At 58.5% G+C, this 13832-nt stretch carries 8 protein-coding genes; 6 read left to right on the forward strand and 2 right to left on the reverse strand.

What is annotated here, in order from left to right; translation table 11 throughout:
• Nucleotides 1-139 precede the first annotated feature (139 nt).
• From E1J53_RS05205 to E1J53_RS05225, 5 genes are all read left to right on the forward strand, one after another.
• Nucleotides 140-2245, forward strand: a complete 2106-nt coding sequence (locus tag E1J53_RS05205) for a bifunctional aldolase/short-chain dehydrogenase (protein WP_134271890.1) — start codon at nucleotides 140-142, stop codon at nucleotides 2243-2245.
• A gap of 168 nt (nucleotides 2246-2413) precedes the next feature.
• Nucleotides 2414-3691: a sugar isomerase gene (locus E1J53_RS05210; RefSeq protein ID WP_134271891.1), complete on the forward strand. Its 1278-nt coding sequence runs from the start codon at nucleotides 2414-2416 to the stop codon at nucleotides 3689-3691.
• 21 nt (nucleotides 3692-3712) lie between these two features.
• Entirely contained in the window at nucleotides 3713-5098 is a 1386-nt protein-coding gene (locus tag E1J53_RS05215; protein WP_134271892.1) for an FGGY-family carbohydrate kinase, read from the forward strand.
• Nucleotides 5099-5140: 42 nt separating this feature from the next.
• Entirely contained in the window at nucleotides 5141-6301 is a 1161-nt protein-coding gene (locus E1J53_RS05220; RefSeq protein ID WP_134271893.1) for an alpha-hydroxy acid oxidase, read from the forward strand.
• A gap of 21 nt (nucleotides 6302-6322) precedes the next feature.
• Nucleotides 6323-7735, forward strand: coding sequence for a cytosine permease (locus tag E1J53_RS05225; protein ID WP_134271894.1), 1413 nt, complete (start codon nucleotides 6323-6325; stop codon nucleotides 7733-7735).
• 63 nt (nucleotides 7736-7798) lie between these two features.
• Here E1J53_RS05225 and E1J53_RS05230 read toward each other — a convergent pair whose 3' ends face one another.
• On the reverse strand, nucleotides 7799-8860 hold the full coding sequence (locus E1J53_RS05230; protein WP_134271895.1) for a T9SS type A sorting domain-containing protein: 1062 nt from the start codon (nucleotides 8858-8860) through the stop codon (nucleotides 7799-7801).
• Between the two features lie 31 nt (nucleotides 8861-8891).
• A complete protein-coding gene (locus tag E1J53_RS05235) occupies nucleotides 8892-10334 on the reverse strand; it encodes a sulfatase (protein WP_173021371.1) in 1443 nt (480 codons plus the stop codon).
• A 297-nt stretch (nucleotides 10335-10631) separates the two neighbouring features.
• On the opposite strand from E1J53_RS05235, the gene E1J53_RS05240 reads away from it, so the two are divergent.
• Entirely contained in the window at nucleotides 10632-13802 is a 3171-nt protein-coding gene (locus tag E1J53_RS05240; RefSeq protein WP_173021372.1) for a SusC/RagA family TonB-linked outer membrane protein, read from the forward strand.
• The last annotated feature ends 30 nt before the right edge of the window (nucleotides 13803-13832 follow it).

Consider the following 13832-nt stretch of genomic DNA (forward strand, 5'->3'; position numbering starts at 1 on the left):
TAGCACGAATACCACTTGAGCTTGCGGTCAGGCGATCTTATCGGCATTCCAGGACAATCGATTTCCCAAACGATTGGCTAACGAATATCGCTACGGGATCCTGCAACCTTACCATCCATCAAATTTTCCAGCATCAATCATGACCCCCGCAACCACCTTCCAACACGTAGACTACCTCTGGGACACTGATCACGCCGCTACCCTGGGCGACGATCAGGTCGCCCTGTTTTTGTATCGATCCAATATTCTGGGGGCCGACCTCCGCATCACCAATTACGGAGGGGGGAATACCAGCTGTAAAACCGTAGAGCGTGACCCCATCACCGGAGAGGATACGGAGGTTATGTGGATCAAGGGCTCGGGCGGAGACATTGGTACCCTCACCCGCAAGGGGATTGCGGGCCTCTACACGGAGCGCCTCCGCAACCTCAAGCAGGTATATCGCGGACTGGAGGACGAAGACCGGATGGTCGGGCTGTTTAACCACTGTATTTTCGACCTGGATTCGCGCGCGCCTTCCATCGATACGCCCCTACACGGACTGTTGCCCTTCGCCCACATCGATCACCTGCACCCCGATGCGTTGATTGCCGTGGCCGCAGCGAAGGACAGTGAAAAAATCACCCGGGAAATCTGGGGGGATACGATGGGGTGGGTACCCTGGCAGCGTCCGGGCTTTGACCTGGGGCTCCAGCTCAGGAAGTGTCTTGCCGAAAATCCCGGTATCCGGGGTATCGTGCTGGGTAGCCACGGACTTTTCACCTGGGGAGACACCAGCTATGAATGTTACATGAACAGCCTGGAGGTGATCGAAATGGCCAGCGCCTACATCGAAGAGCGGGTAAAGGCGCAGGGAGATCAGGTGTTTGGTGGCCAGCGGGTCGCCAGCCTCCCTCCGGCTGAACGCCGGCAGCGGGCCGCCCAACTGATGCCCATTTTGCGCGGGCTGACCAGCTCCGAAATTCCCCAGGTGGGCACCTTTCAGGACACGGAGGTGGTCATGCAGTTCATCAACTCCCACGATCTTGATCGCCTTGCGCCGATGGGTACCTCCTGTCCCGACCACTTCCTGCGGACCAAAATTCAGCCCCTGGTATTGGATCTGGCCCCCGATGAGGACCTGTCCGACTCCGCTGCGGTGCGGGAGAAACTTGACGGCGCCTTTGCTGATTACCGGGCGGCCTACCACCAGTATTACGAAGCGCACAAGCACCCCAACAGTCCGGCGGTGCGGGACCCTAATCCGGTGATCATTCTTTATCCGGGCGTAGGGCTTTTCAGCTTCGCCAAGAACAAACAGACCAGCCGGGTAGCTTCGGAATTTTACATCAACGCCATCAACGTGATGCGTGGGGCGGAGGCCATTTCGGAATATACCGCCCTTCCCCGGCAGGAAGCCTTCGACATTGAGTACTGGTTGCTCGAAGAGGCCAAGCTGCAGCGGATGCCGAAGGAGAAAACCCTGAGCCGCAAGGTGGCGCTGGTCACCGGAGCGGCGGGCGGCATCGGCAAGGCCATCGCCGATAAACTGGTGGCTGAAGGTGCGGTGGTGGTGCTCACGGACCTGAGCGAGGACAACCTCCGCGAAGCTCATGGTACCTTCAAACGAGATGAATCAACCTACGTGGTCTGCGACGTCACCGATCCGGCTTCCATCAGTCAGGCATTTGATCACGCCGCCCTCACTTTTGGTGGTGTGGACATCGTCGTGCACAGCGCCGGACTGGCCATCTCCAAGCCCCTCGATCAGCACACCGAGCAGGACTGGGACCTGCTCCAGAATGTCCTCGTCAAGGGGCAATTTATGCTCGCCCAGCGCGCCGTGGCCACCATGCGTGACCAGGGAATGGGGGGAGATTTTGTCGCCATCGCCTCCAAAAACGGCCTGGTTTCTGGTCCCAACAACGTCGGCTACGGCACGGCCAAGGCGGCCCAGCAGCACATGACGCGCCTCCTGGCCGCCGAACTCGGTGGGGACCGCATTCGGGTCAACACCGTCAACCCGGACGGGGTCATCATTGGCTCCAAAATCTGGGAAGGGAAGTGGGCGGAAGGCCGCGCCAAAGCCTACGGCATCTCCGTGGAAGAACTGCCGGCGCACTACGCCAAACGCAACCTGCTGCAGGAAATCATCCGCCCCGAAGACATTGCCGACGGGGTCTTTGCCTGCGTTGGCGTATTGTCCAAAACGACGGGCAACATCATCAACGTGGACGGCGGTATGGCCAATGCCTTCGTCCGATAGCGGGTGCATCACCCCTGGTGCTGGGAAGCACTTTTTTTGGCCCCGGCGGGCGGGTGCCGTGCCAATACGGAGGGAGCCAGATGGGTGGGTAATCGTCCATTCAAATCCCTGGCTGGTTAGGAATTACCCGGCACCTGCGGTGACGCCCAAGTCCTTAATATTTAGATCATGCAACTGAACAAAGAGCAAATAATCGCCGTAAACGGCAGCCTGGAAGAGCACGAAACCGATTTTGATCACCTGGCGGATAAACTGACGCGTCGGGGCGTTGACGTAGGCGAAGTGGTAGCTCAGCTGGCGGCCTTTCAGGTGGCCATTCCCAGTTGGGCGCTCGGTGCCGGAGGGACCCGCTTCGGGCGCTTTAGTTTTGAAGGGGAACCCGGAAGCCTGGAACAGAAAATGGAAGACATTGGCGTACTGCACGCCCTGACCCAAACCGCCGGTGCGGTCTCCCTCCACATTCCCTGGGATACCCCGACGGACTACGCCGCCGTCCGCGACATCGCCAAACAGAACGGCATCGTTTTTGATGCGGTAAACTCCAATACCTTTCAGGATCAACCCGACAATCAATTCAGCTACAAGCACGGCTCGCTGGCCAACACCGACGAGCGTATCCGCGCCCAGGCCGTAGCCCATAACCTGGAGGTGGTGCGCATCGGTGAACAACTCGGCTCCAAAAGCCTGACCGTCTGGCTGGCCGATGGCACCAGCTTCCCCGGGCAACGCTCCTTTCAAAAGGCCCTCAGCCAGACGGAGAAAAGTTGTCTGGAAATCTACCGGGGGCTCCCCGAGGACTGGAGCCTCCTGATTGAATACAAGCCCTACGAACCCAATTTCTACAGTACCGTCATCATGGATTGGGGAACCAGCTTCCTGCTGGCTAATGCCTGCGGTAAGCGTGCCTACACCCTCGTTGACCTCGGCCATCACCTGCCCAACGCCAACATCGAACAGGTCGTGGCTACCCTCATGTCCAAGGGGAAACTGGGGGGCTTCCACTTCAACGACAGCAAATACGGAGACGATGACCTGACGGTGGGGAGCATCAAACCCTACGCCCTGTTCCTGATTTTCAACGAGCTCGTTTACGGCATGGCCAACAATCCCCAGAACCCCGAGTTGGCCTGGATGATTGATGCGAGCCACAACATCAAGGACCCGCTGGAAGATTTGCTTCAGAGCCTCGAAGCCATTCTGGAAGCCTACGCCAAGGCGCTGCTGATTGATCAGGAGGCGCTCAGTACGGCCCAACTCGAGCACGACGTGGTGCGCTGCCAGGAAATTTTGCAGGGCGCCTTCCGCACCGACGTGCGTCCCCTGCTCCAGCGCGCCCGCCTGCAGGGCGGGGCGGCCCTGGATCCCCTCAGCGCCTACCGCAAGCTCGGCGTGCGGAAACGACTGGTGGACGAACGCGGCAAGCACACGGTAGCGACCGGACTTTAAGCGCCAAAATGATTGAGTGAAATGCTGCCCGTCACCGCCATATTCGACATCGGACGTACGAACAAAAAGTTCTTCCTCTTTGATGACTCCTTCCGGGAAGTACATCGGGAGTACGTCAGCCTGCCCATGATCGAAGACGAGGACGGCTACCCCTGCGAGGACATCGATAACCTCGTGGACTGGATGCGATCGGTTTTTCATCGGGTGATGACCGAGGGGGAGTATGCCGTCAAGGCGCTGAACTTTTCCAGCTACGGCGCCAGCCTCGTCCACCTTGACGTCCACGGAAGGGTAGTGGCCCCACTCTACAATTACACCAAGCCACTACCGGCGGGATTGACCGAAGACTTTTTCAATACGTACGGCCCGCGGGAAGACTTCCTAGTCCGGACGGCTTCGGACGACGCCGGAATGCTGAACTCGGGGATGCAACTCTACTGGCTCAAACACCGTAAGCCGGAGGTCTTCTCCCGCATTCGGTATTCGCTTCACCTGCCCCAGTTTCTCAGCTATCGCTTTACGGGAATTCCGGTCAGTGAATACACCAGCATCGGCTGTCATACCTTCTTGTGGGATTATCCCAGCCAGGACTACCACCCCTGGGTATACGCGGAAGGACTGGACAAATTGTTTCCGAAGACTGTCCCGGCGGATACCACCATTACCGGGGAATTTTACGGCAAGCGGGTGACCGTTGGGGTCGGTATTCACGATAGTTCGGCGGCGCTTTTGCCCTACCTGAAAACGGCCGATGAACCGTTCATGCTCCTCTCCACGGGGACCTGGAGTGTGGCCCTGAATCCCTTCATCAGCGGGAAACTCGAAGCCCGCGACATGGCCGCCGGATGTATCAACTACCTGCGGCCAGACGGCCAACCGGTCCGGGCGGCACGACTGTTTCTCGGCGAAGAATACAAGCGACAAACCCGGAAACTGGCCGACCATTTTGGCGACGAGGCGCCCGCTCCGGACCGGGTCTTCTTCAATACCCAGGTTTTCCGGAGGCTCAAGAATGATTTTAGTCCCTGGTTTGGGTGGGAAGTCCTTTCCGGCGGCACTTCTCCTTCCCTCAACCTTCCTCCGGAAACCAGCTACGTGGAGGCCTACCATCACCTCATGATGGAATTAGCTACCCTGCAGGCGGCGAGCATCCGGGCGGCCATTGGGGAGGAACAAATCGGTAAGCTCTTCATTGATGGAGGTTTCAGTGATAATGAAGTGTTCGTGAACCTACTGGCCCATGATTTTCGGGGGATGAAAATCCGGACTACGGATGCCTCCTTGGGGTCCGCCCTGGGGGCGGCCATCAGTATCGCCGAGGGTGACTTGCCCGACGATTTCTTAACCAATAATTATGGGCTTCGAGAGCACCAGCCGTTTCCGTCGGCCCCGAACCGCCGACCGTAGGTTTCCTTACCTTTCACACCCACAACCTATATCCGCAGCGCTATGGCAAACTATTTTAATGGGCAATATCCTTCCGTGGAAGACCTCCGATCCCGGGCCCGGAAACGCATTCCGCGTTTTGCCTTCGAGTATTTGGACGGGGGGTGCAACGAAGACGTCAACCTGCACAAAAACACGGCGGAGCTGCGCGAGGTAGAGCTCATCCCACACTATCTGCGGGACTTCTGGGGATCTTCCACAAAAACCAGCCTCTTCGGGGTAGAATACGACGCCCCGGTCGGGGTGGCCCCGGTCGGTTTGCAGGGATTGATGTGGCCCAAGGCCCCGGAAATCCTCGCCCGGGCGGCCGTAGAGCACAACCTGCCGTTTTGCCTCAGCACGGTTACGACCAGCAGCATCGAAACCATCGGGGAGATCACGGAGGGCCGAGCCTGGTTTCAGCTGTACCACCCAACGGAAGATAGCCTCCGAGACGATATCCTGCGCCGGTGCCGGGAGTCGGGGTACCAAACCCTGATCATTCTCTGCGACGTGCCCACCTTCGGCTACCGGCCCCGAGACATTCGCAACGGGCTGGCCATGCCCCCGAAAATGACCCTTTCCAATATGATGCAGATCCTCGGTCGACCTAACTGGGCGTTGCGCACGCTGCTACACGGTCAACCTACCTTCAAGACCCTGACGCCCTACATCCCGAAGGGGCTCGACATGGCCCAACTGGGTAAGTTTATGGACCAGACCTTCAGTGGTCGCCTTAACGCGGAAAAAATCAAGCCCATCCGTGACCAGTGGAAGGGGAAGCTGGTCCTGAAGGGCGTAGCCAACGAATCGGACGCGGCGGAAGCCATCCGCCTGGGGCTGGACGGTATCATCGTCAGCAACCACGGTGGCCGCCAGCTCGACGCGGGGGAGTCCAGTATCAAACCCCTCACCCGGATCGCCAAAAAGTACGGCGAGGAGATTGTGGTGATGCAGGACAGTGGACTGCGCTCCGGGCCCGACATTGCCCGCTCCATCGCTTCGGGGGCTAAGTTCACCTGGATGGGGCGATCCTTCATGTACGGTACCGCCGCCCTCGGCGATCGTGGCGGAGACCACACCATGACGATGCTTAAAAAGCAGCTGCAGCAAGTCATGGAGCAACTCTGCTGCGAGCGGGTCGAAGATTTGCCGAAACACTTAGTCGAAAAAACGGCCCACTAGCGCGCCCTTCAAATTACGCACATGCTACAGAACGTCACCGAAGAAGAATACATCGAAGACCTCGCCGGAGGTGAATTTGAACGAGAACCCGTTCCGCAGTCCCAGCTCAAGGGGTGGCGAAGCTTCCTGGGCATGTACGCCGGTGAACACGCCGCGGGTACGGAATTCATGATTGGTCCGCTGTTCCTGACGGCCGGCGTAAGCGCCTTTGACCTCATCGTTGGCCTGCTGCTCGGCAACTTGTTGGCGGTGCTGAGTTGGCGTTTTCTGACGGCGGAAATCGCGGTAAAGAACCGACTGACGCTCTACTTTCAGTTGGAAAAAATCAGTGGTCCGACCCTGGTCAAATTTTACAACGTGGCCAACGGGGTGCTCTTTTGTTTTCTGGCGGGTTCCATGATTACCGTTTCCGCTACGGCCATCGGGGTGCCGCTGAACATGGAAATGCCGACGCTGGAAGACACCCTGCCTAACGGACCTACCTACATCGCCGTGGTGCTGGTGGTGGGGGCCGTCATCGCCCTGGTGGCCTCCCGGGGCTACGACATGGTTTCCCGGGCCGCCAACTGGATGTCTCCCGTCATTGTCCTGGCCTTTCTGGCCTGTGGCGTGGTGGCCCTGAATCAGTTGGGCGTGAGTAGCTTCGGCGAGTTCTGGGAGCTGTGGGGCTCGGGCAGCGAGCCCTTCCCCGGGCAAATCAAATATACCTTCTGGCACGTGGTGATCTGGAGCTGGTTCGCCAACGCGGCCATGCACATCGGGATGTCCGATCTTTCCGTTTTCCGGTTCGCCAAGCGGGCCAGTTCGGGCTGGACGACCGCCGCCGGGATGTACGTGGGTCACTATATGGCCTGGATTGCGGCGGCCCTGCTCTATGCCGTTTTCCTCGAAACGCCCGCGGCCCAGGCGATGCTGGCCGGAGGGGAAGCTCCCCCCGTTGCTCCCGGCCCCCTGGCCTACAACGCCATCGGGTGGTTCGGGATCATTGCCGTGGTATTGGCGGGTTGGACGACCGCCAACCCAACGATATACCGCGCCGGACTGGCCTTCCAGACCCTGATGCCAAAGGTGTCTACCTTCTGGGTGACCATCCTGGCGGGTAGCCTGGCCACCGTGGCCGGTTTGTTCCCCGCTTTTGCCATGAAACTGCTTGGCTTCGTAGCCTTTTACGGCTTCGTCCTGGCCCCCTTCGGTGCCGTAATCGTCTTCGAACATTTCTATCACCGGCAGACCGGTATCCGGAAAAACTACGCCGAGTTCGCGGGCATTCAGTTCAATCCCGCCGTGTTCTGGGCCTGGGTCGTCAGCTTCGGCCTGTTCTACTTCCTCTCCTGGCAATTCGACATCTTCCTGAGCTTCGTCACGCTGCCCGCCTGGTTGCTTTGTGGTGTTCTATTCCTGGCCTTCAGCCGGCGCTGGCAGAAGGAAGCCTGACGGAAGTAACGTATGACTGGGGCCCGGGGGGCAGGTGCCAGGATTTACCCGGCGGCCGTGGACTTAGGGACGGCGACTGACGACCACCCTGGCCGCCCCCCGATAGCTCGCTGAACTGGAACGCACCAGGTAGGTCCCGTCGGGCAGATTCGTAGTCGGTATCCGGACGGACTGCCGACCCGACGAGAAACTGGTGGGGGCTTGCCGCCAAATGACCTTTCCCTGGAGATCGAGTAACTCCAATAATAAGGTTTCCCGCTCCGGCATATCCCAGGTTACCGTGAGGGGGCCCGTGGCCGGGTTGGGGTAAACCGTCAGGGGCAGGGTAGTTACCGCCCGGGGGGAGGTAGTGCTGATCAGGTAGTCCGGAGACAGCGCGGCGTACGTACGGGCCAGGATCAGGTTGTCATAGTCTACCAACAGTGGGGGAGTACCCTCATTCTTGAGCTGCACCCCGTCAATTCCGATGTTGAGTCTCAGGGCCGGGGAGGAAGTCCGGGTGATGGTCAGGTCGGCCGACGCATCGGTGGGCTCCCCGTTGGCGTCGAACTCGTCGGGGTCCACCCACAGCCAGGCTTCCTCGTTGTCGGTATCGCCGCTGAACCGAATCCGGAGCACCAGTCGGCGGAGTCCCTCCGCGTCCACGTCGGTATTGTAGTTGGTGGCGTTGTGAAAGACGAGACCAATCTTGCGATTCCCGAATTTACGTCCGATGGCGATGGCTTGGCTGCCGGCCCGGGTCAGGGTCAGGTTGGCTACGTTATTGGCGGCCGAACCCGGGCGGAAATCCATGTCTACGGCGACCCATAGGTCGTTTCCGTCGTCCTGAATCCGGGTAATGGGCCGGTTGTAACGAATTCCCGCCCGGATGAATTCCAACGTGGCGCGGTTTCCCAGATCCGTAGCTGCTCCCGTTTCCCCCAGGCTTCCCCGCAGGATGATGGCGTCATCGCCGATCTCCCGGGTCCAGGGGCCCAGGAATCCATCCGTGGTGTCTCCCAGGCAAAACATGGGGTTTAGGGCTGCGTAATCGAACACCTCCCGCACGAGTTGCTCGGATTGCCCGGTGAGCACCAGTGTCTGAACTAATAAACCGTAGAGCAATAGAAGACGGGGATAGTACATAATGCAAATGTTGTGGGGCGGATGAAAACCTCTATTCACAGGCTTCTCCGGAGAAATTGGGGTTGGGTACCATGTAGCGCGCTCCAAGGCTGTCGCGCCAGGCCTGCAATTTGTTGGCCAGCTCCCTCGTCCGGTCGTTCATGAAGTCACGTTGTTCGATTTCTTCGCTGATGTCTTCGTTGAGCTGGAAATAGTAGGTGGAATCCACGTCCGAATACCATTCGATGTACTTGTCGCCGTCCTCAATGATGGCTCCGGCGGGAATACCCCGTTGGGGGCTGTAGTGCGGGAAGTGCCAGTAGAGCGCCCGGTCGGTTTCGGGGGCGCCGGTCAGACTGGGAATCGGCTGTCCATCCGGAGTGGTTTCGGCCGTACCCGCCAGGGCGGTAATCGTGGGATAGTAATCGGTATTGACGTTCGGGTAATCCTCGACGCTGGGCGCAAACATGGCCGGACAGTACACGATGAGTGGCACCCGCAGGCCGCCCTCAAAGATCTGGCCCTTCCCGCCCCGCAGCGGGAAACTGGTGGTGGGTGGGGTGTGGGCATCGAAGCCCGGCACTTCCTTCACGGTCAGGGCACCGTGATCCGAGGTAAACATGATGATGGTGTTTTCCAGAAGTCCGCGGGCCTCCAGACTATCGACGATCCGGCCCACCATCTGATCGATGCGCTCCACCATGGCGGCGTAATGGGGGCGGGGTAGGGCGTTGGGGTCATCTCCGATGATGCCTTCGTACTTCTCCACCAGATCGGGAGGCCCGGCGATGGGCACGTGCGGACTGTAGAAATTGACGTCCATGAAAAACGGTTTCCCGTCCGTGGGCAGGGCATTGATGGCCAGGGTTGCGATGGCGTCGGTCAGGTAGTCGTCTTCTCCGGCGATGGAGTTTAATTCTGGATAGGGATTCCCGTTGAAAAAAGGTCGGAAGAAGGAGCGCGGAAGACCCTGAGGGCCAGCGGCGTAGCTCTGGTCGTATCCATGATTGGTGGGGCCGTAATTCTGGCCGCCGAGGTGCCATTTGCCCACGAAGATGGTTTCGTAGTCCTGTTCCTGCAGGGCTTCGCCGATGGTGCGGTAGGAATAGGCGAGACGGCCGGCATTTTTGGGAGCAATGAGGGGCTGGCAATCGCGGGGCCGCGGGGTTCCGCGGAGGTGTTCGGTCATGCCGATCCGGACGGGATGCAGGCCCGTTTGGATGGCCGCCCGGCTGGGCGAGCAAATGGGGGCGGCGCAGTAGGCCGCCGTGTAGCGAATGCCACCCTCCGCCAGGGCGTCAATCCGGGGCGTTTCGATGATTTCATTCCCGTAGCAGCCAAGATCATTCAGGCCAAGATCGTCGGCCACAACCAGCATGATGTTCGGGGTGGTCAGTGACTTGGTCCGGACTTTTGCCTCTCCCTTTTCGGTGGTTTGGGAAGTGGTACAAGCGGAAAGTACCACGAGGAGTACCAGCGGCCATAGTTTTTGCATGATTTGTGCTTTGTAATGTCCTGCTAATTTCTTGATGGTTAGATGTTTAAGTGGCAATTGACTCTGCATGGCACCTGCGCGCCAGCGCCCGGTTTATTGTCACCATCGATACCTGAAAATGACAGGGGGTCAACGTCATCTGAACCGAAGGTAAGTGGAATCTTCCTGCCCGGAAACAGGATACTACAGGACGCTAATGCGCCCCGGTTACCGGTTCCTTTATTAGCAGAATTCAGCAAAACTCACCTTTGCTCTTCTTTGATTTTTACTCACTACGTGTTAAACGAAATCACGATCATGCAAAAAGTTATACCGATATCCGTGGCCCTGTTTATGTGTCTTCTTTCGGCCACCGGTTTTGCCCAACGGGTCATCACCGGCAACGTCACGGACACGGACCGAGAGGCCCTCATCGGAGTCAGTATCTACGTCGATGGCAATACGACCATTGGTACGGTTTCTGACCTGGACGGTAACTATGAGCTGACCGTCCCCGAGGGTGCCAAACGCCTGGCCTTTTCCTACACCGGATACAAGCGTAAGGTGGTTACTCTGGGAAATCGTACCCGACTGAACGTGGTCATGGAACCCGACACAGAAATTCTTGATGAAGTGGTCGTGATTGCCTACGGTGAGGAAAAGAAGGCAGACGTGATCGGTGCCACGGACAACATTACCAGCCGCCAACTGGAGAACCTTCCGGTGCCCAGCTTTGACCAGGCGCTGGCCGGCCAAATTCCCGGCCTGCAGGTAAGGACCGGATCGGGGCGCCCCGATGCGGGCTCAGAATTACTGATCCGGGGAATCGGAACCACGGGGAACAACGCCCCCCTGATCGTGGTGGACGGCGTGCCCTACGGGACCTACAACAACTCGGAGCAGGACAACTTCCTGTCACTCTTCAACCCCAACGATATCGAATCCATCTCGGTCGTCCGCGACGCTTCCGGTAAGGCGCTCTACGGCGCCCGGGCGGGCAACGGCCTGATCCTGATTACGACCAAGAAGGGTAGAGCGGGTAAACCACAAATCAACGTCAACACCTACACCGGTGTGTCCTCCATCATGGAGCGGGAAAAGCCGGATATCCTCACGGCCGCCGAGCTCGCCCAGTTCCAGCGGGAACGAATAGAAGACGCCGCCGCGGCGGCGGGCAACGAGCCCGTAATTCCGGATAACCTGCAGAATCCGGAAAGCTACGGTCGGGGTACCGACTGGTATGACCTGATCACCCAGGATGCGGCCGCCTTTAACCTGGACCTCAGCATCCGGGGCGGAACCGAAAAAACGAAGTACAACATCTCGGCCGGTTACTTCAACACCGAAGGGGTCATCAAGACTACTGGACTGGAGCGCTATACCCTGCGGGCAAATCTGGATAGTGACATTACGGACTGGCTGCGGATCGGCATGATGCTGGCACCCTCCATGACGGTGAATGAGTCCGGCAACACCGACCCGACGCAGGGACAATTCCAGGCTTACCACGTGCTGCAGGTTGCCCGCTGGGCCGACCCTTCCGCACCGGCCTTCGACGAAAACGGAAACCTGACCGAAACGACCAAGGGAGATTTGCTGCCCTTCTTCCAGGCTAACCCGCTGTACAAGCTGCAAAATCAGAAAAACCTCTCGGTCAACCGACAGATTCAGAGCCAGGTTACGCTAACCGCTAAATTCCTGAAGCACTTCACCTTCACCCAAAAGGCAGCCGCTAACCTGATTTTCAACCGGGGAAGAACCTTCACGCCAGGGTCCGTAGTCGGTGCCGGGCTTACGCCGGCCAATACCAATCCACCCAGCAACAGTGGCGTCAATACCCGCCGGAGAGAAGAACTCCGGCTGCTCTCCGAATCTATCTTACGGTTCAACCGGACCTTCGGAAAGCATAAGGTAGAGGTGCTGGCGGGCTACAACGCCGAGTACTACCAGCTGGACCGCTTCAGCATCGGGAATAACTTCCTGATCAACGAAGATTTTCAGTTGTTCAACACGAATAATGTCTGGCTGATTAACCCCGAAGATCTCCAGAACCCCACCATTGAAGATCCCATCAACCGGTATTATATCAACGGTAATGAGGAGGTTCGCCAGCGCGCCCTGATTGGCATCATCGGTCGGGTACGCTACGATTTTGACGATCGCTACGCCATCACCGGCTCCGTTCGCAGAGACGCTTCCAGCCGGTTTAGCCCCGATCGCCGAAACGCAATTTTCCCGGCAATCGGACTGGGCTGGCGGGCATCCAACGAACCCTGGTTCCCGAAGTCTGGCATCATCAACAATCTACGCTTTGAACTTTCCGTAGGGCAAACGGGAAGTCAGCAGGTAGACGAATCCTTCTACCAGGGGCAGGTCGGACGAAACGACTACGTTTTCGGCGGACAAAACGCCGTCGGCTTCCAGGTCAACCGACTACCGAACGCCCAGCTTCAGTGGGAGACCATCAAGCAGATTGACTTCGGCGTGGACATCGGTTTGTTTAACGACCGGATGGACATTGAGGCCACGGTCTACCGCGCCCGGAACACGGACCTACTCTTCGGTAACCCTCAGCCACAGGTTTCAGGTTTTGGCGTCCAAATTAGTAACCGCGGAGAGATCAAAAACGAGGGCATTGAACTGTCCATTGGCGGAACGCCCATTCGGAAGTCTGATTTCGTCCTGCAGTTCAAGGTCAACGGAGCGGTTAACCGCAACGAGATCGTGCAGATCGGAACGGCCAACGCGCCGATCTTCCTTACGCCCGGTGGGAATGGGGTACGGGTCAGCAGAACCTTCGTGGGTGGCCCGGTGGGCCAGTACTACGGTCTTCAGCTACTCGGGCTCTACACACCAGAAATGATTGCCGACCCCGAAGTGCCCAAGTACAGTGGTGCTACGGTGGGATCACCCTTCTACCTGGACGGCGACGGTGACGGCCGACTGGAAGTTGGTGAGGACTACGTGTTCCTGGGGAACCCCCTTCCGGATCTGACCTACGGTTTCAGCACCTTTGTTACCTACAAAGACTGGAAGCTCCGCATCAACGCCAACGGTGAACTGGGTGGCCTGATTTACGACCTTCGCCGGGAGATCGAGCTGAACACCGATGGCGTGTTCAACATGCGACGCGAAGTTCTGAACCGCTACCGGTTCGGTTCGGAGGATTACAGCCTGCGTGCCCCCACCACCACTACGGCGGCCTCCAGCCAGCGCTACCGGACGCCCACGAGTGCGGGGGTGGTGAGTGGCGACTTCCTGAGAATCAGCAACATTACGTTGAGCTATGATTTCCGGGAGTTGCTTAAACGGCAAAATTTGCTCAAAACCCTCACGGTATCCCTTGGGGTCCAGAACGCCCTCATCCTGAGTGAATTCCAGGGTAACCCCGAGGTGAAACGTCAGGGTAATCCCTTTGAGCGAAACATCGCCTACAGTTCTTACCCCATCACCCGGACCTTCACCTTCGGGCTTAAGACGAGTTTGTAGATGTCCCGGCAGCATTGCCCGAAATCCGGC

It is taken from the genome of Lewinella sp. W8 (assembly GCF_004375085.3).
In the GTDB taxonomy this organism is placed as follows: domain Bacteria; phylum Bacteroidota; class Bacteroidia; order Chitinophagales; family Saprospiraceae; genus Neolewinella.